This window comes from Agromyces sp. PvR057 (assembly GCF_040547485.1).
In the GTDB taxonomy this organism is placed as follows: domain Bacteria; phylum Actinomycetota; class Actinomycetes; order Actinomycetales; family Microbacteriaceae; genus Agromyces.
Genome location: NZ_JBEPPT010000001.1, coordinates 462,818 through 489,394, shown reverse-complemented (window position 1 = coordinate 489,394; position 26,577 = coordinate 462,818). Strand labels below are relative to the sequence as shown.

Annotated in this window: 26 protein-coding genes; 16 read left to right on the top strand and 10 right to left on the bottom strand. The window is 71.6% G+C overall.

The window, feature by feature from the left end:
• Window positions 1–131 precede the first annotated feature (131 nt).
• Both ABIC29_RS02225 and ABIC29_RS02220 read left to right on the top strand, forming a co-directional pair.
• Entirely contained in the window at window positions 132–2,081 is a 1,950-nt protein-coding gene (locus ABIC29_RS02225; protein ID WP_354242330.1) for a DUF6807 family protein, read from the top strand.
• A gap of 4 nt (window positions 2,082–2,085) precedes the next feature.
• Window positions 2,086–3,228, top strand: a complete 1,143-nt coding sequence (locus tag ABIC29_RS02220; protein ID WP_354242327.1) for a Gfo/Idh/MocA family protein — start codon at window positions 2,086–2,088, stop codon at window positions 3,226–3,228.
• 13 nt (window positions 3,229–3,241) lie between these two features.
• Here ABIC29_RS02220 and ABIC29_RS02215 read toward each other — a convergent pair whose 3' ends face one another.
• The 4 genes from ABIC29_RS02215 to rplJ all read right to left on the bottom strand — a co-directional run bounded on the left by ABIC29_RS02215 (window position 3,242) and on the right by rplJ (window position 6,031).
• Window positions 3,242–4,480 (bottom strand): MFS transporter, encoded by a 1,239-nt coding sequence (locus ABIC29_RS02215; RefSeq protein ID WP_147309111.1) that lies wholly within the window; start codon window positions 4,478–4,480, stop codon window positions 3,242–3,244.
• Window positions 4,477–4,932: a MarR family winged helix-turn-helix transcriptional regulator gene (locus ABIC29_RS02210; protein WP_354242325.1), complete on the bottom strand. Its 456-nt coding sequence runs from the start codon at window positions 4,930–4,932 to the stop codon at window positions 4,477–4,479. Before ABIC29_RS02210 ends, ABIC29_RS02215 begins: the two co-directional genes overlap by 4 nt.
• A gap of 183 nt (window positions 4,933–5,115) precedes the next feature.
• Window positions 5,116–5,493: a 50S ribosomal protein L7/L12 gene (gene rplL / locus ABIC29_RS02205; protein WP_116080649.1), complete on the bottom strand. Its 378-nt coding sequence runs from the start codon at window positions 5,491–5,493 to the stop codon at window positions 5,116–5,118.
• Between the two features lie 49 nt (window positions 5,494–5,542).
• A complete protein-coding gene (gene rplJ, locus ABIC29_RS02200; protein ID WP_116080648.1) occupies window positions 5,543–6,031 on the bottom strand; it encodes a 50S ribosomal protein L10 in 489 nt (162 codons plus the stop codon).
• Window positions 6,032–6,539: 508 nt separating this feature from the next.
• On the opposite strand from rplJ, the gene ABIC29_RS02195 reads away from it, so the two are divergent.
• Entirely contained in the window at window positions 6,540–8,291 is a 1,752-nt protein-coding gene (locus ABIC29_RS02195; RefSeq protein WP_199471475.1) for an MDR family MFS transporter, read from the top strand.
• 1 nt (window position 8,292) lies between these two features.
• Window positions 8,293–8,745, top strand: a complete 453-nt coding sequence (locus ABIC29_RS02190; RefSeq protein ID WP_116080647.1) for a MarR family winged helix-turn-helix transcriptional regulator — start codon at window positions 8,293–8,295, stop codon at window positions 8,743–8,745.
• A gap of 95 nt (window positions 8,746–8,840) precedes the next feature.
• On the opposite strand, the gene ABIC29_RS02185 is transcribed toward ABIC29_RS02190, so the two are convergent.
• The 4 genes from ABIC29_RS02185 to ABIC29_RS02170 form a co-directional block, all read right to left on the bottom strand.
• On the bottom strand, window positions 8,841–10,691 hold the full coding sequence (locus ABIC29_RS02185; protein WP_116080646.1) for a Xaa-Pro dipeptidyl-peptidase: 1,851 nt from the start codon (window positions 10,689–10,691) through the stop codon (window positions 8,841–8,843).
• A gap of 166 nt (window positions 10,692–10,857) precedes the next feature.
• Window positions 10,858–12,072, bottom strand: a complete 1,215-nt coding sequence (locus ABIC29_RS02180) for a PucR family transcriptional regulator (protein ID WP_116080645.1) — start codon at window positions 12,070–12,072, stop codon at window positions 10,858–10,860.
• Between the two features lie 47 nt (window positions 12,073–12,119).
• Window positions 12,120–13,697: a sensor histidine kinase gene (locus tag ABIC29_RS02175; RefSeq protein WP_116080644.1), complete on the bottom strand. Its 1,578-nt coding sequence runs from the start codon at window positions 13,695–13,697 to the stop codon at window positions 12,120–12,122.
• Complete coding sequence (locus ABIC29_RS02170) at window positions 13,694–14,434, bottom strand: response regulator transcription factor (RefSeq protein WP_116080643.1); 741 nt, start codon at window positions 14,432–14,434, stop codon at window positions 13,694–13,696. Before ABIC29_RS02170 ends, ABIC29_RS02175 begins: the two co-directional genes overlap by 4 nt.
• A 174-nt stretch (window positions 14,435–14,608) precedes the next feature.
• Here ABIC29_RS02170 and ABIC29_RS02165 point away from each other — a divergent pair, with 174 nt between their 5' ends.
• The 4 genes from ABIC29_RS02165 to ABIC29_RS02150 all read left to right on the top strand — a co-directional run bounded on the left by ABIC29_RS02165 (window position 14,609) and on the right by ABIC29_RS02150 (window position 18,266).
• Window positions 14,609–16,132 carry an ABC transporter permease gene (locus tag ABIC29_RS02165; protein ID WP_354242316.1) on the top strand — a complete coding sequence of 508 codons (1,524 nt, stop codon included), beginning with the start codon at window positions 14,609–14,611 and terminating at the stop codon, window positions 16,130–16,132.
• Window positions 16,133–16,181: 49 nt separating this feature from the next.
• Window positions 16,182–16,850 (top strand): ABC transporter ATP-binding protein, encoded by a 669-nt coding sequence (locus ABIC29_RS02160; protein WP_354242313.1) that lies wholly within the window; start codon window positions 16,182–16,184, stop codon window positions 16,848–16,850.
• 143 nt (window positions 16,851–16,993) lie between these two features.
• Entirely contained in the window at window positions 16,994–17,779 is a 786-nt protein-coding gene (locus tag ABIC29_RS02155) for an amidase domain-containing protein (RefSeq protein WP_354242310.1), read from the top strand.
• A gap of 94 nt (window positions 17,780–17,873) precedes the next feature.
• Complete coding sequence (locus tag ABIC29_RS02150) at window positions 17,874–18,266, top strand: RidA family protein (RefSeq protein WP_116080639.1); 393 nt, start codon at window positions 17,874–17,876, stop codon at window positions 18,264–18,266.
• A gap of 18 nt (window positions 18,267–18,284) precedes the next feature.
• Here ABIC29_RS02150 and ABIC29_RS02145 read toward each other — a convergent pair whose 3' ends face one another.
• Window positions 18,285–18,671, bottom strand: coding sequence for an SIP domain-containing protein (locus tag ABIC29_RS02145; protein ID WP_354242307.1), 387 nt, complete (start codon window positions 18,669–18,671; stop codon window positions 18,285–18,287).
• Between the two features lie 178 nt (window positions 18,672–18,849).
• Between ABIC29_RS02145 and ABIC29_RS02140 the strand changes: the two genes are divergently transcribed.
• The 8 genes from ABIC29_RS02140 (at window position 18,850) to ABIC29_RS02105 (ending at window position 25,519) form a co-directional block, all read left to right on the top strand.
• Window positions 18,850–20,553 (top strand): molybdopterin-dependent oxidoreductase, encoded by a 1,704-nt coding sequence (locus ABIC29_RS02140; protein WP_354242304.1) that lies wholly within the window; start codon window positions 18,850–18,852, stop codon window positions 20,551–20,553.
• 81 nt (window positions 20,554–20,634) lie between these two features.
• On the top strand, window positions 20,635–21,642 hold the full coding sequence (locus ABIC29_RS02135; protein ID WP_116080636.1) for an SDR family oxidoreductase: 1,008 nt from the start codon (window positions 20,635–20,637) through the stop codon (window positions 21,640–21,642).
• 128 nt (window positions 21,643–21,770) lie between these two features.
• The gene (locus ABIC29_RS02130; RefSeq protein WP_199471471.1) at window positions 21,771–22,415 is read left to right on the top strand and encodes a YqaJ viral recombinase family protein; all 645 of its coding nucleotides are present in this window, start codon (window positions 21,771–21,773) and stop codon (window positions 22,413–22,415) included.
• Window positions 22,412–23,233, top strand: coding sequence for an alpha/beta fold hydrolase (locus ABIC29_RS02125; RefSeq protein WP_116080635.1), 822 nt, complete (start codon window positions 22,412–22,414; stop codon window positions 23,231–23,233). The genes ABIC29_RS02130 and ABIC29_RS02125 overlap by 4 nt, the downstream gene beginning before the upstream one ends.
• A gap of 24 nt (window positions 23,234–23,257) precedes the next feature.
• On the top strand, window positions 23,258–24,232 hold the full coding sequence (locus ABIC29_RS02120) for an NADP-dependent oxidoreductase (protein ID WP_354242300.1): 975 nt from the start codon (window positions 23,258–23,260) through the stop codon (window positions 24,230–24,232).
• A 128-nt stretch (window positions 24,233–24,360) separates the two neighbouring features.
• Complete coding sequence (locus ABIC29_RS02115; protein WP_354242297.1) at window positions 24,361–24,744, top strand: MmcQ/YjbR family DNA-binding protein; 384 nt, start codon at window positions 24,361–24,363, stop codon at window positions 24,742–24,744.
• A gap of 9 nt (window positions 24,745–24,753) precedes the next feature.
• Window positions 24,754–25,158, top strand: a complete 405-nt coding sequence (locus ABIC29_RS02110) for a DUF1801 domain-containing protein (RefSeq protein ID WP_116080633.1) — start codon at window positions 24,754–24,756, stop codon at window positions 25,156–25,158.
• 19 nt (window positions 25,159–25,177) lie between these two features.
• Window positions 25,178–25,519: a YciI family protein gene (locus tag ABIC29_RS02105; protein WP_354242294.1), complete on the top strand. Its 342-nt coding sequence runs from the start codon at window positions 25,178–25,180 to the stop codon at window positions 25,517–25,519.
• An 80-nt stretch (window positions 25,520–25,599) separates the two neighbouring features.
• Here the strand turns inward: ABIC29_RS02105 and ABIC29_RS02100 are convergent, their stop codons facing one another.
• A complete protein-coding gene (locus ABIC29_RS02100; RefSeq protein ID WP_116080631.1) occupies window positions 25,600–26,559 on the bottom strand; it encodes an ArsR/SmtB family transcription factor in 960 nt (319 codons plus the stop codon).
• Window positions 26,560–26,577 lie beyond the last annotated feature (18 nt).

Here is a 26,577-nt window from a genome sequence, read left to right as displayed (position 1 = left end):
ATCCGCTCCACCCGAGGGGCGGTGGATCCCTTCCACCGCCCCTCATCCCCGCCCGAGACCCACTCGGTCGGGGGCACGCGCACCCTCCCCATCGGGTGCAGTATCGAAACCAACATCCGACGGAGGTCCCCGTGCCGAACCCGCCCCACCGGCAGGTCACCATCGCCCAGGTGGCCGAGTACGCGGGCGTCTCGCAGGCGTCGGTGTCGCGAGTGCTGAATCGCAACCAGACGGTCGATCCCTCGATCGCCGCCAAGGTGCACGACGCGGTCGACAAGCTCAACTACTCCCCCAGCCAGATGGCCCGCAACCTCGTGCGAGGCCGGAGCAACACCGTCGCCCTCGTGGTGCCCGACCTCGAGAACCCGATGTTCCAGGGCGTGCTCAAGGGGCTCAGCCGTGAGGCCGAGCGCGACGGGTACCGCGTGCTCGTCGCCGACACCGCGGAGCGCGTCGCCGACGAGGAGGAGATCGCGGCCGAGGCCCGCTCGCGCTGCGACGCCCTCGTGCTGGTCTCCCCGCGCATGCCGGCGGAGCGCCTCGAGGCGCTCCTCAGCCGATCGGGCCCGATCGTGGTCGTCAACCGGCCCGTCGCGAGCGATCCCGCCGCGGAGCTCTCGATCGACTACGCCCACGCGGCCGGCTCGCTCGGCGAGCACCTGTTCTCCCTCGGGCACACCCGACTCGCGTACGTCGCCGGTCCGCCCCAGTCGTACGCCGACGGGCTCCGCCGCCGCGGCCTCGCGGAGTTCGTCGCCCACCATCCCGAGGTGCACGTCGAGGACATCGCGGGCGGCTCGCAGATCGAGGACGGCTACCGCGCAGCCGAGGGCGTGCTCTCGTCTGGCGTCACTGCCGTCGTCGCGTTCAACGACCTCATCGCGCTCGGCCTGCTCGCACGCCTCCGCGAACTCGGCGTCGACGTGCCGGGCGAGCTCTCGGTCGCCGGCATCGACGACGTGCCGCTCGCCAGGTTCGCGGCTCCCCCGCTGACGACCATGTCGGTGCCCCGCGTCGAACTCGGCGCCCAGGCCTGGCGGCGCCTCCGCGACGCGATGGCCGGCACGCCGGCGACGCATCCGCTCTCGTACCGCGCGATCCTCGAGGCGAGGGGCAGCACCGGCCCGGCGCCGGAGGCCACCGGCTGGCTCTCGCCCGGCCGCCCCATCCTGCGCATCGGCGACCGCGTCGTCGCCCGCTACGAGGAGGGGCGCACGATCGACTCGGTGCTGTCGCCGCGCCCGTACCTGCACCCGGTCGAGTCGCTCGGCGGCGTGCGGGTCACCGACGTGCACCCGACCGATCACCTGCACCACTACGGCATCGGCGTCGCCCTGCCCGACGTGAACGGCACGTCCTACTGGGGCGGCCGCACCTACGTGCAGGGCGTCGGCTCGATCATGCTCGAGAACCAGGGCCTGCAGCGCCGCGACGACCTCGAGCTCGTCGGCGACGCGTTCGTCGAACGCCTCACCTGGATCGACGAACGCGACGTCGCGCAGCTCAGCGAGGTGCGGCGCATCACCGGCCGGCAGACGAGGGTCGGCGAGCGCGACGCGTGGATGCTCGGATGGCGCTCGAACCTCGCCGCGAACTTCGGCGCGCTCCGCCTCGGCTCGCCGGCGACGAACGGCCGTGACGGCGCGGGCTACGGCGGCCTGTTCTGGCGGTTCCCCAAGTGGGAGGCGACCGTCGTGACGCGGGACGGCGTCGGCGAGGCCGCCGCGCACGGTTCCCGGTCGCCCTGGCTCGCCGTCGTCGACTCGCAGCGCCGGATCACCGTGCTGCTCGCCCAGCCCGCGGATCGCGAACCGCTCGCCTGGTTCGCCAGGGTCTCCGAGTACCTCGGCATCGGTCCCGCGATCGCCTGGGACGACGAGGTGCACATCCCAGAGGGCGGCCGGCTCGAGCTCGGCATCGACGCGCTCATCGTGGATCGCATCATCACCGATCCCGCAGAACTCGAGCTGCTCGCCGCACGCCTCGCGACCGAGGCGAACGCGGAGATCCCGGGCCTCGACCTGAAGCCCGCACTCGCGAATCCCAACGGAACCCGCCCCGCGCCGGCGACGGCGGGCTGACCGCATGGGCATCGAACCGCTCAGGGTCGGCATCGCCGGCATCCACGGGCACGGCGCCGGGCACGTCGCGACGGCGCTCGAGCTCGCGCGCGCCGGGAGCATCCGGTTGGCCGCGGTCGCGGACCCCCGGCCGCCCGACCGTCCACTCGACGGGGTCATGGCCTACGCCGACGCGGAGCAGATGATCCACGACGAGGGCCTCGACATCGTGGTGCTGTCCACCCCCATGCACACGCACCTGCCGCTCGCCCGCGAAGCGCTGCGGTCCGGCGCGCATGTGCTGCTCGAGAAGCCGCCGACGCCGACGCTCGCGGACTTCGAACGCCTCGTCGCGGCATCCGCCGAAGCCGGACGCGCCGTGCAGATCGGCTTCCAGAGCCTCGGCTCCTCGGCGATCGCCGCCGTCCGCGACCTGGTCGGGGCCGGCGCGATCGGCGCGCCCCTCGGGTACGGCGCGCTCGGCACCTGGCCGCGCACCGAGCAGTACTGGCGGCGGGCGCCATGGGCCGGACGGCGCACGCTCGACGGTGCTCCGGTGGTCGACGGCGCGGTCGCGAATCCGCTGGCGCACGCCGTGGCGACCTCGCTCGCGGTCGCGGGTGCGACGATGACGACGGATGTCGCGGACGTGCACCTGGATCTCCACCGCGCGAACGACATCGAGGCCGACGACACGTCCTCGCTCGTCGTCGAGCTGGCCGATGGCGCGCGGGTGGCCGGCGCGCTCAGCCTCACGGCGGCGACCCGGTCGGAGCCGTGCGTGATCGTGCGCGGCTCGGAGGCGCGACTCGTGCTCTGGTACACCCTCGATCTCGTGCAGGTGTTCCGGACGGGTGCCGCGCTGCCGGCGACGACCTCGTACGGGCGCACCGGCCTGCTCGCGAACCTGGTCGAACACGTGCGGGAGGGCACGCCGCTCCTGGTGCCCGCCGCGGCGACCGGCGCCTTCATGCGCGTGCTCGAGGCGGTGCGCACGGGCGAGGCCGCCCGCGCGATCGATCCGCGGTTCTACGACCGGGTGACGGATGCCGACGGCGACCGCCGCGTGGTGCGAGACCTCGAGGCGTGGTCGGAGCGCGTCGTGCTCGAGGGGCGCACGTTCCGCGACCTCGGGGCGCCGTGGGCGGTCGCGCCGCCGGTCGAGTAGCGAGGCGGGAGCGCTAGGCCGCGTCGCCGACGGCGATCGCCTCGGCCTCGACGAGCGCCGGCTCGGCCTCGCCGTCGACCCGCTTCAGGGCGCGGTGCCCGATCACGACGATGAGCGTCGCGACGATCACCGATCCCGCGGCGGCGTAGTACGGGGCCTGCGGCGAGATGAGCCGTGCGAGCTCGGCGGCCGCCGGCGGTGCCATCGCCCCGCCGAGGAACCGCACAGCGGAATAGGCGCTCGACGCCACCGAGCGCTGCAGGTCGGTCGCCTCCATGACGCACTCGGTGAGCACGGTGTTCAGCACGCCGAGCACGAGCCCGCCGACGATGATCCAGACCACGAGCCACTCGGGCGATTCGATCGAGATGCCCGCCGCGACGAGCACGACCGCCAGGAGCGGCAGCGCGATGCGCAGCACGAGCGTGCGCGGCATCCGCGCGGTGAGGATCGGGGCGACGAAGACCGACGTGATCGCGAGCGCGACGCCCCACCCGAAGAAGGTGAAGCCGAGGCCGAGCGCGTCGAAGCCGAGCGGGAACGGGGAGTACGCGAGCAGCACGAAGAAGCCGATGTTGTAGAACAGCGCCGCGGCGGCGAGCACCGCGAGGGCGGGCTGGCCCAGCGCGCGGATCGGCGCCGACAGCCGCGTCGGCTCGGGGCGCGGATCGCCGGGTACGCCCTTCAGCAGCACCACGATCGCGATGAACCCGACGGCCATCAGCACCGCGGTGCCGAAGAACGGCCCCCGCCAGCTGAGGTTGCCGAGCAGGCCGCCGAGGAGCGGCCCGATCGCGATGCCGAGGCCGAGCGCGGCCTCGTAGAGGATGATGGCCGCGCCCGAGCCGCCCGAGGCGGCGCCGACGATGGTCGCGAGGGCGGTCGAGATGAAGAGCGCGTTGCCGAGGCCCCAGCCGGCGCGGAACCCGATGATCGTCTCGACGTTCTGCGAGAGGCCCGCCGCCGCCGCGAAGACGACGATGATGCCGAGGCCGATGAGCAGGGTCTTCTTCGCGCCGATGCGGCTCGAGATGTAGCTGGTGCCGAGCATCGCGACGCCGGTCACGAGCAGGTAGCTCGTGAACAGCATCTCGGTCTCGGTGGGCGTCGCCTGCAGGCTCTCGGCGATGGCCGGGAGGATCGGGTCGACCAGGCCGATGCCCATGAACGCGATCACGCTCGCGAACGCGACGGCCCAGACCGCCTTCGGCTGCTTCAGGATCGATCCGGATGCGCCGTGCCCGGCGCTCACGCGACCTCTCCGGCCTGCATCGCCGCGCGGGCGCGTTCGAGCCTGGCTCGCACGATCTCGACGGAGGCTGCGAGCGTGGCGACCTCGTCGTCGGTGAGGTCGGCGAACGTGGGCTCGAGCACGGTCGCGATCTCGTCGCGCCACGCGTTCAGGGCGGCGATGCCGCTCGCGTCGGCGGAGATGAGCCAGGCCCTGGCGTCGCCAGCGTCGGCGATGCGCCGGATCCATCCGCGCTCGTCGAGCGTGTGCACGAGCTTGGTCATCGTGGGCTGGCTGACGCGGCTGGCGCGGGCGAGCTCGCCGAGGCGCACCGGTCCGAGGTCGCGGAGCACCGCGAGGGTGCGCCAGATGGCGGGCGACTCGGTGTTGCCACTGGCGGATGCCGCCAGTCGGGTGAGTCGGCTGTTCACCGCGACGAGATCGCCGAGCACGGTGCGGAGGTCGTGGGTCATGCTTCCACTATACATAGCTTAGCTATGCAATATGCCGCGGCTGCAGAGATCGCGACGACGACCCGCCCGTCGGACGGCGGATGGGACGACGGATGCCCCGTGGCTCATGACGAGCCACGGGGCATCCGTTTCGTTCAGGTGACGCGAATCACCTCAAGCTGCGACCCTTTGCGAGGGCGGCGACTACTTGAGGGTGACGGTTGCGCCGGCCTCTTCGAGCGCAGCCTTGGCCTTCTCGGCGGCTTCCTTGTTCGCGCCCTCGAGCACGGCCTTGGGAGCACCGTCGACGACGGCCTTGGCCTCGCCGAGGCCGAGCGAGGTGAGCTCGCGGACGGTCTTGATGACCTGGATCTTCTTGTCGCCGGCAGCCTCGAGGATGACGTCGAAGGAGTCCTTCTCCTCAACCTCTTCAGCAGCAGCGCCAGCGCCACCGGCAACGGCGACGGGAGCGGCAGCGGTGACTTCGAACTTCTCCTCGAACGCCTTCACGAACTCGCTGAGCTCGACAAGCGTCAGGCCGGCAAACTGCTCGAGCAGCTCTTCGGTGGTGAGCTTCGCCATGATGTATCTCCTAGATATTTTGGGGTTGTAGAACGAGATCGTCGGGCGCTTACGCGGCCTCGGCGGTCTCCAGCTTTTCGCGAAGCGCGTCGATGGTGGCGGCAGCCTTGCCCATCGTCGCCTTCATCATTCCCGCTGCCTTCGCAAGCAGAACCTCACGGCTCTCGAGCGAGGCGTACTTGTTGACCTCGTCGGCGTCGAGGGACTTGCCCTCGAAGACGCCGCCCTTGATCACAAGATTCGGGTTTGCCTTGGCGAAGTCACGAACGGCCTTGGCGGTGGCGACGAAGTCGCCGTGCACGAAGGCGACGGCGGACGGACCGGTGAGGTCGTCGTCCAGCGTCGTGATCCCCGCGTTGTTCGCGGCGATCTTGGTCAGCGTGTTCTTCACCACGGCGTAGCTCGCGTCCTGACGGATGCTGTTGCGCAGCTGCTTGAGCTGGGCAACCGTCAGGCCGCGGTATTCGGTCAGCAGAACGGCGGTCGAGCTCTCGAACAGGTTCGTGAGTTCGGCAACCGAGGCTTCCTTGTTCGCCATGGCCACTCCTTGTGTACTCAACGTGCAGCGCGGTGGCGGTGCACGGCCTCGGATCGCAGCCCGGGTGGCGAGGTGCTGCGGACAGCAAAAAGGCTCCGGCGCAGTTGCGCGGAGCCTGGCCCGATATCATCGGAAAGTCTTCGTCACACCTGCGCGGGCCCTTGCTTTCGCAAGACTTCGGTCGGCACCTCTTTCGATGCGCACGACAACCAGCGGTCTTCGGCTTCGGAACACATTACCGGATGCCGCGGTCATGGCCAAATCGAGCCACTCGGGCGGTCGATGCGCGCTCGGGAGTCGCCGGCGCCGAGCCCGCTCCGGCATCTTGGCGCCGCGCGACGCCGATCAGGGCGCCCGCGCGCGTCATCCGAGCGACATCCGACCAGTATTCGCGGCGACGGGAATAGTTGACCGAGGTCCAAAGTTGACTCAATGCAACCAATTATATATAGTTGTTGAATATCAACTTTGTGACGCAAGCAAGACGTAAGGAAACACCGTGACTTCTGTGGCAGACAAGCCCGCGACCGGGGCCGTGCCGGCCTCGACCGCGCCGGCGCAACGCACCCCGCGCGAGGTGATCATCGCGATCTCCGGCCTCGTCGTGGCGATGTTCGTCGCCGTCATCTCCGGCACGGTCGTCTCGACCTCGATGCCGCTCATCATCGCCGACCTCGGCGGCGACCAGACCGCCTACACCTGGGTCATCACCGCGAGCCTGCTCGCGATGGCCGTCTCCACCCCGATCTGGGGCAAGCTCGCCGACCTGGTGAACCGCAAGGCGCTGCTCATGGCGGCGATCGGCCTGTTCGTCGTCGGCACCGCGATCGCGGGCTTCGCCCAGGACACCACGACCCTCATCGCCGTGCGCGTGATCCAGGGCCTCGGCGCGGGCGGCCTCATGTCGCTCGTCATGATCCTCATCGCCGTCATCATCTCGCCGCGCGAGCGCGGCAAGTACATGGGCTTCGTCGGCGGCATCATGGCCGTCGCGACGATCGGCGGCCCGCTGCTCGGCGGCGTCATCACCGACGCATGGGGCTGGCGCGCCAACTTCTTCCTGCCGGTCCCGCTCGCGATCATCGCGCTCATCGTCATCTCGCGCACCCTGCACCTTCCGCCCATGCCGAAGCGCGCCGTGAAGATCGACTACCTCGGCATCGTGCTGCTCGCGGTCGGCGTCTCGCTGCTGCTCGTGTGGGTGTCGCTCGGCGGCAGCGAGTTCGAGTGGGACTCGATGACCAGCTACGTGATGATCGGCGTCTCGGCGCTCGCGATCATCGGCTTCGTCATCACCGAGTTCTTCGTGCCCGAGCCCATCGTGCCGATGACGCTCTTCAAGAACCGCACGTTCACGCTCGCCGTGATCGCCTCGATCGCGATCGGCGTCTCGATGTTCGCCACCAGCGTCTTCCTCGCGCAGTACTTCCAGCTCGCGCGTGGCGCGACCCCCACCGAGTCGGGCCTCATGACGATCCCGATGATCGTCGGCCAGATGGGTGCCTCGATCGTCATCGGCGCGCTCATCAGCAAGTTCGGCAAGTGGAAGCGCTTCATGCTCCTCGGGTCGGTGCTGGTCGTCATCGGCGCCTACCTCATGACGACGCTCAGCTACGACACCGACTACGTCCAGGTCAGCATCTACATGGTCGTGCTCGGCGCAGGCCTCGGCATGGTCATGCAGAACCTCACGCTCGTCGTGCAGAACGACACGCCCGCCTCGCAGCTGGGTGCCGCGAGCTCGAACGTGAACTTCTTCCGCACGATCGCCGGCACCATCGGCGTCACCATCATGGGGTCGCTGCTGGCCACGCAGGTCACCACGCACATCACGTCGGGCCTGAAGAGCTACACGCCCACGTCTCCTGAAGACGTCGAGGCGCTGAAGGGCCTCGCCGGCGGCGGCATCCCGCACGTCTCCGAACTGCCCGACGGCATCCGCGTCATCATCGAGAACGCCTACGGCAACGGCATCGCCGACGTGTTCTGGGTCGCCGTGCCGCTCGCGGTGCTGAGCGTGTTCGCCATCGCCTTCCTGCCGAACAAGGCGCTCTCGACGAAGACCTCGGCCGAGCAGCTGAAGGAGGAGTTCGAGCAGGTCGCGATCGACCTGGCCGAGGCCGAGATCGGCGCCCCCGTCACGTCGTCCATCCAGATGGTCGAGACGGATGCCGCGGCCGAGGGCACGACGAAGACGGCCACCCGCACGCGCGCTGCCGACGACGAGCGCACCGCGCCGGCCACGGGCGGCGACCGCTAACATGACGATCGTGACCGAGGCATCCCCAGCCGTCGACGAGGCCATCGCCGACGTCGAGGAGCAGATGAGCATGCTCTTCAACCGGGCCCGCCTGCTCTGGAAGGAGGCGGCGCAGAAGGTCCACCCCGACCTGCAGCCCGCGGCCTACAAGCTGCTCTCGACCATCGTGCGTCTCGGCTCAGCCAACGCGCACGTGCTGGCCGACATGTTCGAGATGGACAAGTCGGTGGTCAGCCGCCAGGTGCGCGTGCTCGAAGAGCTGGGGCTGGTCGAGACCCGCGCCGACGAGCACGACGGGCGCGTGCGCGTGCTCGTCGCCACGCCGCTGGCCGAGGAGCGCGTCCGCGAGGTGCGTGAAGGCAACCAACGGCGCCTGCGCGAGGTGCTGCTCGATCACCCCGAGTCCGAACTGCGCAGCTTCGCCACGCTGCTGCGCCGCATCGCGGAGGCCTGAGCCCCGTTCACCCGTCACGTCGCGAAGGCCCGCAACCCCTCGGGGTGCGGGCCTTCGCCGTGCACGGAGCAGTCCCGCCCCGGGTGGATCGGCTCCTATCGGCCCGCGCGGAGCGCCGACTGCAGGGCGCCCATGCCGCCGACGAGCGGCAGGTGCACGGTCGACGCCGAGGGCTGCAGGGTGAGCTCGGTGCCCGGCGCCGGGCGAACCGTGTACTCGAAGTCGGACGACATGACCACGACCCCGATTCGCGAACCCGCCGAGAACACGTAGTCCTTCGGTTCGAAGTCGAAATCGAACGTGTACGCCGTGCCCGGCACGATCGGCTCGGTGACGGCCGACGAACCGCGGTTCTCGACGTCGGCCCAGCCGCGCGTGATGATCTTCGGCGCACCGGTGGCCGGGTACTCCACGAGCAGCGCGGTCAGGTTGGCCTTCGCACGGTCGACCGCGAGGGTCAGCGACACCGACGGCGTGCCCGAGAGACGCAGGGGCTCGCCGAGCGCGTCGGTGCGGTAGGCCAGGCGGTTCGGCGAGGTCTCCGCCGCAGCGAGCGCGGTCGCACGGATGCTCGCGTCGTCGATCAGGTTCTCGGTTGAACGCGAGCCGTTGCGGGAGACGGCGAGGCTGCCGACGCCGTCGGCCGATGCGGCCGGGCCGAACTTCAGCTTGACCTGCTGCGCGGCCGGGTCCGGCCACTCCGGGTACTCGGTGAGCGTGCGGTCCTCGCGGACGACGTATGCCTTCGGCAGCTGCTCGACGCCGTTCTCGACGTCGTAGAGGTAGCGCGTGAACCATCGGTTCAGCAGCGTGTCGTTGGGGTTGCCGCCGTGACCGCCCTGGTGGAGGTAGATCTGGTGCGGCACACCGTTGGCCTTCAGTGCCTCGTAGAGGTCGGAGGCGTTCTTCGTCATGACGTTCCAGTCGTTCAACCCGTGCGCGACGAGCGTGGCGGCCGAGATCTTCTCGGCATCCGCGAGGTAGTCGCGCTCATCCCAGAACGGGCTCGAGTCTCCGGTCGCCCGGTCCTGGTTCGCGCGGAGCTCGTCGATGACGGGCTGGCAGATCTCCTGGTCGAAGCGCGTGTACACGTAGTCGGCCAGCACGTCGAGGTCCTCGCCCTGATAGCCTCCGGGCGCGCGCACGGCACCGTTCGACCGGTAGTAGTTGTACCAGTTCGAGATCGCGGAGACCGGCACGATCGCCTCGAGGCCCTCGACCCCCGTGCTCGCCACGCCGATCGGCAGCGTGCCGTTGTACGACGTGCCGATCATGCCGACCCGACCGGTCGTCCAGTCCGCGGTGACCTCGGTCGCGCGATCGGTTCCCGTGTACGCCCGTGCGCGGCCGTTCAGCCAATCGACCACGGCCTTGCCCGCGAGGGATTCGTTCAGGCCGCCCGACGTCGGGCAGCCCTCCGACCATCCGCTGCCGAGGCCCTCCGCATGCACGACGGCGTAGCCGCGCGGCACCCACGCGTTCTCGAGGGACCCCGAGATCCGCGGGCTCGTGCGATTCGTCGGCGAGTACGCGGGCCAGCCCTCCTTCTCCGCCGGCGGATCGCCGATCTCGTGGTCGACGCCCCAGTTCGTGACCGCGGTCCCGCCCGCGTAGTACGGGCTCATCTCCATGAGCACCGGCACCTTCAGTCCGTCGGCGGTCTGCGGCACGCGGCTCACGTCGATGTGGACGAGGTCGGGCTTGCCGTCCCGGTCGGAGTCGACCTCGCTCTCGACCCAAGCCTCCTCGTTGATCCACTCCGACGCGACCCGTGTGAAGACGGCCTGCGACAAGCCGTCCTGGAACGTGGGCTCGATATCGGGCGACGACGCCGCATAGGCCGGACTCGCCACGACGACGAGGCCGCCGGCGAGGACCGAGGTCAGGGCCGCGGCGACGGCACGACTGCGCCGCCGTCGGACCGGATGGAGGGCCGCTGAGGTCATGTGGAGCTCCTTCGATCGTGATCGGGCCCGCCGACTCGCCGCTGCGTGCGGACGGAGCGGGCACTGCTGGCTCACAGGCTAGGCACAGGTGCGTCAGAGGTCACGCGTCAGATGTTGCGACCGGATGTCGGCACGATCGACAGATGTCGACATCGCAGGCCGAAGGTCAGTCCTCCTCCTGAGCGCCGTCGCCGCCGGTCGCCTCGCCCGCGCGCAGCAGGATCGAGATGTGCAGGCCCAGGCGGTCGAGGCCGTCGTCGAGGTCGACGCCGAGGATCCGCTGCGCCCGATTCAGCCGGTTGTAGAGCGAGGTGCGGTGCACGCCCAACCGTGTCGCGGCGCGCTGCACGTGCCCGGCCGCCGCGAGGTACGCCTCGAGCGACTCGAGGAGCACGTCGCCGTCGCGTTCCGCCGCAAGCCGCTCGAGTCCGGGTTGGAAGTCCCCCGACCGCAGGCCGGCCGCGGATGCCGAGTCGAGGCCTCGGTACACCCCGAGGCGGTCCCAGTGCAGCACGCGCTCCTCCAGCCGGAAGGAGACGGCGATGCCGAGGGCGCGGCGTGCCTGCCGGTAGCTCTCGCGGGCGGCGACGACGGGGGTCTCCCCGCCCACGGCGACCCGCAGGGCGCCGCCGACCGAGTCGCCCGCCGAGTCGGCGACGACGTGCGCGACACGGTCGGTGTCCGCGAAGCGCCCGGTCGACGACGGGACCACGAGCGCCGCGTGGTCGCGCCTCGCCAGGACCAGCACGCCACGGCCGCCGAGCGCCTGACGAGCCTTGCGCGCCGCGCGATCGAGCAGCTCGTCCGCTGCCGGACCGCCATGCACCGTCGGCGCGCCGACGGTCGTCAGCACGTGGACGCGCAGCGGGCCGCTCTCGAAGCGCCCGGACTCGACGAGCTCGTCGGCGGCCCGTCGCCGCACGTCGGCGCGGCCGAGCACGAGCTCGCGCGCCAGCTCCCCTTCGCGTGCGGACTCGCCCTCCTGCGTCGTACGGACGCGCGCCCATTCCTCCGCGACCACGTGAGCGGATTCCTCGGCGCGCGCGAGGTCGAGCGGCCGCGCGACGTCGGCGGGTTCGATGAACCAGAGGTGACCGAACACGACCCCGGCTCGGCCGACCGGCACGCAGACGCGCGGCAGCATCCCGAGCTCGGGATTGCCGGGGACGCGCACCGCGGTGGTCGCGGCGTAGACGCCGAGTCGACTGAGCCACGCGTGGACCGCGGGATCCGCGCGATGCTCGAGGATCGAGCGACGGCGGACGTCGTCGATCTCATCGGGATGCGGGCTGTACGCGACGACAGAGCGGCGATGGTCTTCGATCAGGGCCGGGCGCCCGAACTCGGCGGCGATCCGGATGATCGTCTGCTGCAGGCTCATTGGGGCGTCTCGGGTCACGACTCGTGCGGGCGGGGGTCGCTCCCAGCCTAGGACGACGGCGTGGCCGGGCTCGCCGGCAGCCGCACGGTGAACACCGTGGATCCGGGCTCGCTCTCGACGTCGACCTCGCCGTCGTGCGCCTCGACGACCGCGCGCACGATCGCGAGCCCGAGGCCGGTGCTGCCGGCGCGGCGGGAGCGCGAGGAGTCCCCGCGGGCGAAGCGCTCGAACAGCGAGCCGAGCAGCTCGGGCGGGATCCCGGGTCCGTCGTCGCTCACGCGGAGCACGACCTCGTCGCCCTCGCGGTCGATCGCGGCCACCACGTGCGTGCCCTCCGGCGTGTGCACCCTGGCGTTCGCGAGCAGGTTCGTGACGACCTGACGCAGGCGGGGCTCGTCGCCGAGGACGGCCGTCGCGGCATCCGTCGCCCGCACCTCCCAGTCGTGACCGGGACCCGCGGCCTGCGCGTCGCCGACGGCCTCGCCGAGCATGCGCTCGAGGTCGACGGGCCTGGCGGCGAGTTCGCGCCCCTCGTCGAGACGCGCGAGCAGCAGGAGGTCTTCGACCAGCTCGGTCATGCGCACCGACTCGGACTCGATGCGCGAGATCGCGTGCGTGACGTCGGGCGGCAGGTCGCCGCCGTGCAGGCGCGTGAGCTCGGCGTATCCGCGGATCGAGGCGAGCGGCGTGCGCAGCTCGTGCGAGGCGTCGGCGACGAAGCGGCGCACCTTGCGCTCGCTGTGCTCGCGTGCGGTGAGGGCGGATGCCACGTGCCCGAGCATGCGGTTGAACGCCGTGCCGAGCCGGCCGACCTCGGTGCGCTCGTCGTCGACGGGAACGCGCTCGGCGAGCGCGACGTCGCCGCGGTCGAGCGGGAGCTCCGAGACGCGCTGGGCCGTCTCGGTGACGGCGGCGAGCGGGCTCAGCGCACGCCGCACGACCACGGAGCCCACGATGAGCGCGAGGACGAGGCCGATGACGGCGACGATCGAGATCGTGATCGCCAGTTGCGCGGTGGTCGCGGTCACCTCGGCGAGCGGGAGGGCGAGTACGACCGTGATGCCGTTCCACTCTGGGCGTTCGACGGCCTTCGCGCGGTACTCGCCCAGCTCGCCGATGGAGATCGTGTGCGAACCTCCGTCGGCGGGCACCGTCGTCAGCGGCTCGGCGACCGCGGCCGGCAGCTCGAGCACGCGACCGCGCTCGGTGATGTATCCGGCGTTGGCGGTGCCGTCGGCCTGCACGAGCGCCGCCAGGGTCCCGGCCTCCTGGCCGGGCACGTTGAGCGCGATGCCCGGCGCCTCGGCCGGGTCGCCGGGCAGCGCGGGCCCGAGGTTCGTGCGGGAGATCGCGTCGTCGAGGTTGGTGTCGAGGCGGTCCATCGACGCGCTGTGGAACACGGCGACGGTGACCACGCCGACGACGGCGCTCACCGCGATGAGCAGCCCCGCGACGATGACGAGCAGCCGCCGGTGCAGCGTCCACGGCCTCCCGCGGCGACGACCGGAGCCGGCGGCCGACCCGGCGTCGTCGGCGCCGTCGGCGCCGTCGGCCGACCCCGCGCCCGTGTGGACGGCATCGGCGCGCGCGGCGGCCGCGTGGCCGGGATCGCCCGGCTTCGTCATCCGGCGGCCTTGATCATGTAGCCGGCACCGCGCACCGTGTGGATCATCGGCTCGCGCCCGGCGTCGATCTTCTTGCGCAGGTACGAGATGTAGAGCTCGACGACCGACTCCTTGCCGCCGAAGTCGTACGACCACACGCGGTCGAGGATCTGCGCCTTGCTGAGCACGCGGCGCGGGTTGCGCATGAGGAAGCGCAGGAGCTCGAACTCGGTCGCGGTCAGCTCGATCGGGGTTCCGTCGCGCTCGACCTCGTAGCTGTCCTCATCGAGGGTGAGGTCGCCGACGACGAGCACGGGGTCCTTGGCGTTCGCGAGCGTGAGCGACGAGCGGCGGATGAGTCCGCGCAGTCGCGCGACGACCTCCTCGAGGCTGAACGGCTTGGTGACGTAGTCGTCGCCGCCGGCGGTGAGCCCCGCGATGCGGTCGTCGAGCGAGTCCTTCGCGGTGAGGAAGAGCACGGGCGTCTCGGTGCCGTCGGCGCGCACCCGCTGCAGCACCTCGAGCCCGTCGATGTCGGGCAGCATGATGTCGAGCACGATCGCGTCGGGGCGGAACTCGCGGGCGACCTTCACGGCGCTGAGGCCGTCGGCGGCGGTGCGCACGTCCCAGCCCTCGTAGCGCAGGGCCATCTTCAGCAGGTCGGTGAGCGAATGCTCGTCGTCGACCACGAGCACGCGGACCATGGATCCGTCGCCCTTGGCGATCTGGGGGGCGCGGTGCGCGGCGGCGGTCGTCATGTCTCCAGTATCCGCGTCGCGCTATGCGTTTCCTATGGACTTCGTGAGCGGATGCCGCGCGCCCGGCGCTCATGGCCGATCCATAGGGTGCGGCAAGGGCGGCCAAAGCCCGCGTCCCTACGGTCGACGTCGGCGCCCCGCCTGGGACGCTCCTGCCGACCCCCGAGGATTCCCATGTTCTTCACGTATCTCCGGCGAGAGCTCGCCGGCCGCCGCAGACAGACCGCGATCATCGCCATCGGGATGGCGCTCGCGATCGCGCTCGTCATCATCGTCAACTCCGTCGCCTCCGGCGTGAAGGCCGCGCAGGCCTCGGTGCTCGAGTCCGTCTACGGCGTCGGCACCGACATCACGGTGTCGCAGACGCCGACACCCCCTGAGGAGGGCGAGGGAGGCGGCGGTCCGCGCTTCGAGTTCGATGCCGACGCCGGCACCACGACCGACGGCACCACCGAGCTCAGCCAGTCCCGCCTCATGGCCGGGTTCGGCGCGAGCACCTTCGATGCCGGCGCCCTCGACACGGTGCTCGGCGTCGACAACGTGGCCGCGGCCTCCGCGACCCTGTCGCTGACGAACACCACGTTCAACGGCGAGATGCCGCAGTTCCGGCAGGACGGCGGCAGCACCGAGCAGTCCGGGCCGACCACCGACCAGCAGGCCGCGCCCCCGCAGGGCGGCCCCGACGGCGCGGGCGGCAGCGCATTCGACGTCGACTCGTTCAGCGTGCTCGGCCTCGACCCCTCAGCCGACGCGATCGGCCCGCTCTCGGCCGTGTCCCTCGCCGAGGGCCGCACGCTCGACGCCGACGACAGCGGCGCGAACGTCGCCGTGCTCGACGCCGACTACGCCACCGGCGCCGAGCTCGCGGTCGGCGACACCATCGACATCGGCGGCACCGACTTCGAGGTCGTCGGCACCGTCACCTCGAACGCGGCCGACTCGGCGAGCGCCTCGAACGTCTACATCCCGCTCGACGTGGCCCAGACCCTCTCGGGCGAGGAGGGCATGATCTCGAACATCTTCGTCCAAGCCGCATCCTCGACCGACATCTCGCAGGTGCAGGCCGACATCGAGGCCGCGCTGCCCGACGCGACCGTGTCGACGCAGGAGGACCTGGCGTCGAGCGTGTCCGGCTCGCTCAGCACCGCGTCCGACCTCGTGTCGAACCTGGGCCTCTGGCTCTCGCTCGCCGTGCTCGTCGCCGCCTTCCTCATCGCGATCCTGTTCACCATCTCCGGCGTCACCCGCCGCACCCGCGAGTTCGGAACCCTGAAGGCGATCGGCTGGGCGAACCGGCGCATCGTCGGCCAGGTCGCGGGCGAGTCGCTCGTGACGGGCCTCATCGGCGGTGCGGTCGGCATCGCGATCGGCCTCATCGGCATCCTCGTGATCAACCTGGTCGCCCCGACGCTCTCGGGCAGCGCCTCGAGCGGCGGCTTCGACCTGGCGGGGGGCGGCCCGGGCGGTGGCGCCGCGGGCGGCGACGCGAGCGGCGCGACGGCCACCCGCAGCTTCGGCGGCCCCATGGGCCAGACCGCGGCGGCCACGACCGAGGTGGTGCTGAACGCGCCCATCACGGTCTCGGTCATCGCGATAGCCGTGGGCATCTCGATCCTCGGCGGGCTGCTCGCCGGTGCGATCGGCGGATGGCGCGCGTCGCGCCTGCGCCCCGCGGAGGCCCTGCGGAGCGTCGGCTGACCGGCCGCGCCGCGACATCCGACCACGCCTCGAACCCCCGAAGGACATCATGTACACGCTCACGAACCTCACGAAGACCTACCAGCAGGGCACCCGCACGGTGCACGCCCTGAAGAACGTCGACCTGCACATCGGCGCGGGCCAGCACGTCGCCATCCAGGGACCCACGGGCGGCGGCAAGTCGACGCTGCTGCAGATGCTCGGCGGGCTCGACCGGCCGACCTCCGGTTCGATCGCCATCGGCGGCGAGGACATCTCGAAGATGCCGGACGGGACGCTCGCGAAGATCCGCGCGAAGGAGATCGGATTCGTCTTCCAGAACTTCAACCTGATCCCCACGCTCACCGCACAGGAGAACGTCGAGACCGCGCTCGAACCGCTCGGCATCCCGGGCGAGCTCCGCGCGAAGCGGGCCACCCAGGCGCTCGCCTCGGTCGGCCTCGCCGACCGGGCCGGGCACCTGCCGAGCGAGCTCTCGGGCGGACAGCAGCAGCGCGTCGCGATCGCACGCGCGCTCGTGAAGGAGCCCGACGTGCTCCTCGCCGACGAGCCGACGGGCGCCCTCGACGAGGAGACCCGCGACGAGATCCTCGACATCCTCGAGGGCCTCTGGCGCGACCGCGGACTCACGCTCATCGTCGTCACGCACGACTCCGCGGTCGCCAGGCGCGCCGAGCGCCGCCTGCACATCAAGGCCGGCACGGTCACGGAGCGCTGAGCCGCCCGCGAGCCGACCCCGCTGGCATGCGAGAACGGATGCCGCGGCCGCCACATGCGGCTGCGGCATCCGCCTCGTCCGTGATGGCCGATGCCTGGTGCAGGCAGAGGGGATGCACAGACTCGCCGCCTAGCGTCGAAGCGATGTCCCCTGCTGAAGATCCGTCCCTGCCCGAAGAGCTCGCGAACGCCGAGCCGTCAGACCACGAGCTGACCCCCGCCGCTCGCCGGCGCGTGCTGCGCCGCCGTCGCACCCTGGCCGCCGCCGCGATCGTGACCGTGCTCGCCGTCGGATGCGGGTTCGTCGCGATCGGCTGGGCCTCCGCGAACCAGGGCGCTGAGGAGCCGACCGGCGGCGGGGCCGACTCGGTCTCGGTGCAGGACGCCGCCGATGGCGATGCCGCGGCCGCCGACACGGGCCTCGAACTCGACTGGGCGTCGCTGAGCCCGGCCGTGACCGCGCAGATGCAGTACGTGCACGAGCACTGGGACGCCACCGAGAGCGACGAGTTCGGCTTCCTCGACGAGAACGACTGCATGAACTTCGCGAGCCAGTCGCTGCTCGCCCGCGGATGGCTCGAGGACGACGAGTGGTGGTACGCCGTCGGCGACGCCTACTCGGGCTCGCCCGCCTGGCGCAGTTCGACGGCGTTCATGGAGTACCTCGAGGCGCGCCCCGAGCTGGCCACGATGCTCACCGACGACCAGCGCGACCAGGTCGAGGTCGGCGACATCGTGCAGTTCGACTGGGACGACTCGGGCGACCGCGACCACACCGGCATCGTCACGGCGGTCGTGACCAACGACGACGGCTCGATCGAGATCTCGTACGCCGGGCACACCGACCCCACGTGGGACCGCACGGTCGACTACGCGATCACCGAGCTGCACCCGGGCGGCATCGCGACGTACTGGAGCATCGCCGACTGAGCTGCTCGGCGTCATCGCCTGCGGCCGCGGCTGCGACTGCGCCTCCGCTTGTCAAGGGCGAGCGGATGTCGGTGGGCAGGCGTAGACCCGAGACATGGAGATCACGCACCTCAACCCGCCGTCGCTGCACCGCAGCCCGGCCTTCAGCCAGGGTGTGCTCGTGACCGGCGCGCACAACACCCTCTACGTCGGCGGACAGAACGGCGTCGATGCCGACGGCGCAGCCGTCGAGGGCGGCCTCGGGCCGCAGACCCGCAGGGCCATGCAGAACCTGCTCGCGGTGCTCGCCGAGGCGGGCGCCGACCAGACCAACGTCGTCTCGCTCACGATCACGCTCGTCGCGGGCGCCGACGCGACCGAGGGCTACGCGGCATCCGCCGAGGTCTGGGGCCGGCACGCGACGACCGTGCAGGTCATCCAGGTGGCCGGGTTCGCGAACCCCGCGTTCGTGGTCGAGGTGAGCGCGATCGCGGCGATTCCCGCGTAGGGCTCGCGGCTCCCGCGGTCAGATCGCGGCGAGCTCGCGGTCGAGCCGGCTCGCGAACGAGGCGACGAGGTCCGACGAGCGGGCACCCAGCCAGATCGAGATCTCGACGCCGCCCTCGGGGCGCATCCACTCGTCGAGCCACGCATCGACCGCGGCGACGAGCACCCGGCCGCGCGGCGCGACCGTGCCGAGCGAGCTCTCTCGGAACACCCAGTGCACGCCGATGCCGGCGGGCGTGTCGAGATGCACGATCTGCACGGCGTTGAACGCCTCGATGAAGACGACGCCGGTGGCGCTCGGATCGCAGTCGGCGAGCCGGGAGCGGATCGCGGCGATGTCGCCGGTGTCGCCGGCCATGAGCACCTGTGCCGCGGGCGGCGTGGGCGGTCGCATCCTGCTGACCATCGACCAGCCTCTCCTCGGGAATCACGTTGCCCCTTCATCTTAGGTAAGGCTTACCTGTCGTGCAATGCGAGCACAGCACTTTCGAAGCTGCCGGGACAGGCACGGCCAATCCGGCGCGGCGCCCGTGTCGAACCACCGATGACGGGCGGGCACGCCGCGCGGCGGACGGAGGCCCGACATGGAGCAGCACCCGGCACGATCGACGGCCCGCGCAGGCGCCGCACCTGCGGGTCCGCGAGCGGGGAACCGGCTGCGCTGGTGGTCGCTGGCGGCGCTCTCGGGCGTGATCAGCGCCGGCGTGTTCCTCGCGGCCGCCGAACTCGTCGCGCTCGTCGCCGCGCGCGACGGCAGCCCGATCCTCGCCGTCGGGTCGTTCGTGATCGACATCGTGCCGCAGTGGGCCAAGGAGTTCGCGATCGAGGTGTTCGGCGAGTACGACAAGGTCGCGCTGCTCGGCGGACTCGGCCTCGCCGTGCTCGTGGCCTCCGCGATCGCCGGCGTGCTGCAGCTCGTGCGGCCCCCGCTCGGCGCGGTCGCCCTCGGCCTCGCCGGCGCGCTCTCGCTCGCCGCCGTCGTGACGCGCACGGGCGCGACCGCGTTCGCCTGGCTGCCGCCGCTCGTCGGCGCCGTCGCGGGCATCCTCGTCCTGGTGCTGCTCGTCGGACGGCTGCGCGCGTGGCGCGAGCACGCGGCGGCGGGCGGGTCGGCGGCGAGCGACGCGACGGCGACGGTCGTCCCGAGCCCCGGGCCCGCCACTGCCGCGGCTCCCCCGGACCCCGGCGCGCGTGCGAAGGGCGGGCGGCCGGCGGCATCCGTCGACCGTCGCGGGTTCTTCGTGCTCGCAGGGCTCGCCGCGGCATCCGCCCTGGTGGTCGGCGTCGGCTCCCGCGTGGCGGGTGCCGCGACGAGCTCGATCGGCGCGATCCGCAGGGCCCTGAGACTGCCCGCGCCGAACTCGACGGTGACGGTTCCGGATGGCGCAGAGCTCGACATCCCCGGCATCACGCCGCTGTACACGCCGAACGCCGACTTCTACCGCGTCGACACCGCGCTGACCGTGCCCTCGATCGACCCGGCGACCTGGCGGCTCGTCGTCGACGGCATGGTCGGCGAGCGCGTCGAGCTCACGTTCGACGACCTCCTGGCGATGGGCCTCGACGAGTACTCGATCACGCTCACCTGCGTGTCGAACGAGGTCGGCGGCGACCTGCTCGGCACCGCGAAGTGGCTCGGCGTTCCCGTGCGCGACGTGCTCGCGAAGGCGAGGCCCGAGGCGGATGCCGACATGGTGCTCTCGCGCAGCGTCGACGGCTTCACGGCCTCGACACCGCTCGGCTCGCTCACCGACGACGGGCTCGACGCGATCCTCGCCGTGGCCATGAACGGCGAGCCGCTGCCGCTCGAGCACGGCTTCCCGGTGCGCATGGTCGTGCCGGGGCTCTACGGCTACGTCTCGGCGACGAAGTGGCTCACCGAGCTGAAGGTCACGCGCTTCGACGCCGAGGAGGCGTACTGGACCCCCCGCGGCTACAGCGCGAAGGCGCCCATCAAGCTCTCGTCGCGCATCGACACCCCCCGCCTCGACAAGCCGGTCGAGCCCGGCACCACCGTGATCGCGGGCGTCGCCTGGGCGCAGACCGTCGGCATCGACCTGGTCGAGGTGAAGATCGACGACGCCGACTGGCAGCCGGCGACGCTCTCGAACCCGGTCAACGCCGACACCTGGGTGCAGTGGTTCCTCGAGTGGGAGGCCACGAGCGGCAGCCACGACGTGACCGTGCGCGCGACCGACCGCGACGGCACCCTGCAGGTCGAGGAGCGCGCGCCGATCGCCCCCGACGGCTCGACCGGGTGGCAGCGGCGGCTCGTGCGCGTGAGCTGAGGGTTCGGTCGAGGCTGGCCGCGGCATCCGCCTGCAGATCGTAGGACTGCGGGCCGCGGCGAGATCTGCGAGCATCGGGAGATGGGCAAGCGGATCCTCTTCATCGGCGGCAGCGGCGTGATCAGCTCGGCGTGCGTCGCCAGGGCGGTCGACCTCGGACACGACGTGACCGTGCTGAACCGAGGCGCCTCGTCGTCGCTGCGGCCGCTGCCCGCCGAGGTGCGCACGATCGCCGCCGACATCCGGGAACCCGACTCGGTGCGCGCCGCCCTGGGCCGCGACACCGCGAACCCGCTCGAGTTCGACGTCGTGTGCGAGTTCCTCGCGTTCACGCCAGAGCACGTCCGCACCGACCTCGAGCTCTTCGAGGGTCGCGTGGGCCAGTACGTCTTCATCAGCAGCGCCTCGGCCTACCAGACGCCCCCCTCCCGCCTGCCGGTGACCGAGTCGACCCCGCTCGTGAACCCCGAATGGCAGTACTCCCGCGACAAGATCGCGTGCGAGGACCTGCTCGTCGAGGCCGTGCGCGAGCGCGCCTTCCCTGCCACGATCGTGCGGCCGTCGCACACCTACGACCGCACCCTGCTGCCCACGATCGGCGGCTACACCGACCTCGCCCGCATGCGGGCGGGTCGGCCCGTGCTCGTGCACGGCGACGGCACGAGCCTCTGGACGATCACCCACCACCGCGACTTCGCGGTCGCCTTCGCCGGCCTGCTGGGCAACCCGCTCGCGATCGGCGACGCCTTCCACATCACGGGCGACCACGCGCCGACATGGAACCAGATCTACACGTGGCTCGCCGACGCGGCGGGCGTCCCGTCGCCCGAGCTCGTGCACGTGGCCTCCGAGACCATCGCGGCCATGCACCCCGAGTGGGGCCCCGGCCTGCTCGGCGACAAGGCGCACTCGATGGTGTTCGACAACGCGAAGGTGAAGGCCCTCGTGCCCGGGTTCGCCACCACGATCACGTTCGACCGGGGCGCCCGCGAGATCGTCGAGTTCATCGACGCGACACCCGAGCTGCAGCGCATCGACCCCGAGGCGGATGCCGCGTTCGACCGCATCGTCGCACGCGCGTCGCGCTGACACACCGACCAGGCCGTCCGGAGGTGGGCGGCCCGCGATACTCTCGGGGAGTGCCCGACTCCCCCTTCGCGCTCTTCGATCTCACGCCGGACGGCGATCTGCGTGAGACCCGCGAGACCCGCGACTCCATCGCGCCCCGCGCGAGGCTGCCGCACGAGACCCGCGTCGTCGCCGACTCGACCGACCGTGTCGCCTGGCTCCGCGCCAGGTCGCAGGGCATCACCGCGACCGACGCCGCGAAGCTCGCCACCCGCACCTCGGTGAAGTCGGCCGCCTGGGAGAAGCTCCACGGCGCCCCGCGCAGCTTCGGGGGCAGCCGCTACACCGACCACGGCCGCGAACGCGAGCCCGTCATCGCCGAATGGGCCGCGCGCACGCACGGCATGAGCCATTCGTCGCTGCTCTACCACGCGGCATCCGAGCACCGCCATCTCGCGACGCCCGACGGGCTGCGCGTGACCGATCGCGGCGTGCTCGAGCTCTGCGAGATCAAGACCACGTCGAAGCCGTGGCGCGCGGTGCCGCGCAACTACCTGCGACAGGTGTGGTGGCAGCAGTACGTGCTCGGCGCCGAGCGCACCCTCATCGTGTGGGAGCAGCACGACGACTTCGTGCCCGTCGCCGCCGAGCCCGAGTGCCGGTGGATCGAACGCGACGACGACCAGATCGCGATCCTCGTGCAACTCGCCGACGAACTGCTCGAGGCGATCCGGCCGAAGCAGGCGTCCGCGCAGGAGGCGCGCGCGTACTACCGGCCGAGCGTGCTCGCATGACGGTGGTGCTGCTGCACGGCCTCGGAGCCGACCGCCGCCAGCCGCTGACCCTGCTCGAGCCGATGGTGCACGAGATCCTCGGCGACGACGAACTCGTCATCGCACCCGACGTGCGGGCGCACGGCGGATTCCTCGAGGTCGGAGGTGCGGCCGACTTCGCGATCGACCGGCTCGCCGCCGAGGTCGCCGACGCGGTGCGGCAGTCGCTCGCCGCGGGCTCGGTCACGGCGGCATCCGGCTCCGACCGGGGTATCCGCGTCGACCCCGACGCCCCGATCACCATCATGGGCATCTCGATGGGCGCCGCCATCGCCCTGCGCATCGCACTCGCCGGCCTGCTGCCGGTCGAGCGGGCGGTGTTCATCCGCCCGTCGTTCGACGACCAGCCGGTGCCCGAGAACCTCCGCCCCTTCCCCGTGATCGGGCAGGTGCTCGCCGACGCCGGCGTCTCGGGCGCGGCCGAGTTCCAGGAGCGCGAGGTCTACCAGAAGGTCGCCGAGATCTCTCCGCTCGGCGCCCGCGGGCTGCTCGCCCAGTTCACCGCCCCCGACGCCGCGCGACGGGCCATGCGCCTCGTCGAGATCCCGCGCAACCGGGCGTTCCGCGACGACGCCGAACTGGCCGAGTTCGAGAGCCGCGGCATCCGCTCGCTCGTGGTCGCCGCGCTTCGCGACCCCGTGCACCCGCTCCCGACCGCCGAGCGCTGGGCCGCCGGACTCGCCGGGCCGATGCTCGTGCTGCCCGCCCGCGACGACGGGCCCGCCGCGCAGGCGCACGTGCTCACCGAGCAGGTCGGGCGCTGGTTGCGGGACTTCTAGCGCCCGGCGCGGGAGGATGGTCGCATGACCGACACGATGCGCGCCCTGGTGATCGACCGCACGGGCGACGCCGACGAACTCCACCTCGCCGAGGTCGGCCGGCCGACCCGCATCAGCGACGAGGTGGTCGTGCGCGTCATCGCCGCCGGGGTTAACCCGATCGACGTGAAGACCCGCGCCGGACGCGGCACCTCCGCCGCCATCACCGGGTACCCGGCGGTGCTCGGCAACGACTTCGCCGGCGTCGTCGAGCACGTGCCGTATGCGGCGCATCCGCTGCACGTCGGCGACCGGGTCTACGGCAGCGCACGCCCCCCGCGCACGCCGGGCAGCTTCGCCGAGTTCGTCACCGTGTCGTCGATGAGCGTGGCGCCGATGCCCGCCTCGCTCGGCTTCGTCGAGGCCGCCGCGCTGCCGATCGCGGCGCTCACCGCGTGGGGCGCGATCGTCGACGTCGCCCGGGTGCACGACGGGCAACGCGTGCTCGTGCACGCCGGCGCAGGCGGCGTCGGCCACCTCGCGGTGCAGCTCGCCGCCTACTTCGGCGCGCACGTCACGGCCACGTGCGGCCCAGACAACGTCGAGTTCGTGCAGGGCCTCGGCGCCCAGCACGTCATCGACTACCGCGCCGAGCGCTTCGAAGAGGTCGCCGGCGAGCAGGACGTCGTCATCGACCTCATCGGCAACGTGAAGGACGACACGGGCAGCCGCTCGCTCGACGTGATCCGCCACGGCGGGCTCATCGTCAACGTGCCCACCGGGTCGTGGCCGACCATGGCCGACGAGGCGGCCGCCCGCGGCATCCGCGCCACCGGATACTCGTGCTCCCCCGATGCCCGCACGCTCGCCGTGCTCACCCGCCTCGTCGACGACGGCGCCCTGCGCGTGCACGTCGACCGCGAGCTGCCGCTCGAACGCGGAGCCGAGGCGCACCGCCTCGTCGAAGGCGGGCACGTGCGCGGCAAGGTCGTGCTGCGCGTCGCGCCCGACCCCGAGTAGGGCTTCGGTTCGAGCGAGCACCTTTTCAGGACCACAGCGGTCATGGCTGCATATTGCACGTATGACCGATGTGGTCCTGAAAACGTGTGGGTCGGCGACTGTCGGTGGCGCTGCGTATGCTCGCCCTCGTGGCCACCCTCGATGACCTGCGCCGCACGGCCGAGACGCTCCCCGGCAGTGAGGAGCGCGCGACCACCGGCGGCGCCGCGTGGTTCGTGCGCAACAAGCTCTACGCGTGGGAGTGCCACCCCTGGCCGAGCATCCCCGACGACGTGCGCGCGATCGTCGCGGCCGAGCTCGTCGTCGGTGTCAAGGTCGCCGACCCGGTCGACGCGCTCGCGCTCGTGCAGATGGCGCCCGACGTGTTCCTGCGCACGACGACCCCGTGGGGCGAGCCGAAGATCGCGCTCCGCGTGGCCGACGTCGACCTCGACCACCTCGCCGAACTCGTGACCGAGGGATGGCGCGTGCAGGCGCCGAAGTACCTGCGGCGCGAGTTCGACGAGCGCTAGCATCGCCGCATGCCCACGCGATTCGAAACCGTCGACGGGTTTCTCGCCGCCCAGTCGCCCGACCGCCGAGCCGACATCGACGCGCTGCGGGCGCTCGTGCGCGAGGCTGAGCCCGGTCTCGTCGAGATCGTGAAGTGGAACTCGCCCAGCTACACGCTCGGCGGCATCGATCGGCTGACGATCAACGCCGCGGGCAGGGGCCCGGTACGGCTGATCCTGCATTTCGGCACCGAGCGTGCGGAAGACAAGGGCGCCGTGTCGACCTTCGGGGGCGACCCGGCGGGGCTGCTGACCTGGCATTCCGACATCCGGGCCAGCCTCACGCTGCCGCCCGCCGACGAACTCGCGGGCGGGCGCGGTGCGATCGTCACCGTCATCCGCGCCTGGTTGGCGGAGGGCGGCTCGAACCGATGAACGACGAGGAGTCAGCACGATGACGAAGTACCTGATCTCGTTCCCGAGCAGCGTTATGGTCGTCTCCGCCGACGAGCTGCCGGCTGTGGCGGACGCCGCGCACGCGGTCGTGCAGCACGCGAAGGACGCCGGCGTCTGGGTGTTCGGCGGCGGCATCGACGAGGGCGTTGCGCCGGTCATGGTCGACGGCGATGGAACGGTCGGCGAGGGCACGTACCCGCAGACCAGGCAGTTCGACGGCGGCTTCACCGTGCTGGAGCTCCCCACCCGCGAGGCCGCCCTCGAGTGGGCCGCCAGGATCGCGACCGCCTGCCGCTGCGCGCAGGAGGTGCGGGAGTTCATGTACGACCCCGAGAGCTGACGACCGCGCGGGTCGGCGCGGCCGATTCCACGACCTCCGGCGACGAGGTGTCGGGCAGGAGCATCGGCCCGACACCGGCCTCAGCCCGAGCGCGACTCGAGCAGGGCCGAGCCGAGTTCGCTGCGCAGGTAGAGCACGCTGCGGCCGTAGCGGGTGCTGACGAGCAGGCCCGCGTCGCGGAGCACGCGCAGGTGCTGGTTCACGGCAGAGGCGCTGACGCCGAAGCGCACGCCGAGCTCGGTGGATGACGCGGGGTCGCCGAGGGCGGCGAGCAGGCTCGCGCGCGTCTCGCCGAGCACCGCGGCGACGGCGGCGGGGTTCGCGACCGGCTCGGCCTCCCACAGGGCGCCCTGTCCCCTGGCGGAGTAGAGGATCATCGGCGGGCCGTCGCCGACGGGCGCCGAGGCGCGGCGCGTGAACATCGTGGGCATGAGGGTGAGGCCGTTGCCGTCGATGGCGAGGGTGCGGTCGTTGGGGTCGGCCAGCCGCACGGAGACCACGCCGTGGTCGTAGGCGATGCGCGGCGAGAGTCCGTTCAGCATGCTCGCCACGCCCGCCTGCGCGATCTGGCGTCCGCGGTAGACGACGTCGGCCTCGAGCACGGCGCGCATGCGCGGCCAGTACGGCTCGAAGCAGGTCTCCCAGAGCTGTCGCAACGCGCGGATGATGCGGCGCAGCGCCTGGCTCGTCGACCCGGCGAGCACGTCGGGCACGAACCCGTGCACGGCGACGAGATCGCTGCGGAACACGTCGGGCGGGGTCGCGGCGAGCACGCGGAACTCGTCTTCGAGGCGCGTGAGCGGCGAGGCGGGGCGGGGGTTCAGGAAGTCGGGCGTCCACATGCGCTCGTCGATGAGCGCCCCGAGCACGCGCATGTCGAGACGCTCGCGGGCCTCCTCGGTACGGCGGAGCCAGCCGAGCTGCAACGGGAACCTCGCGGGCTCCCGGATCGCTCGCAGCGACAGGCCGAGTTCGCACAGCGGTGAGAGGGCGAAGCGCACGGCTCCGACGTCGTCCTCGTTCAGCACGTACCGCAACATGTAGCACTACGCTACATC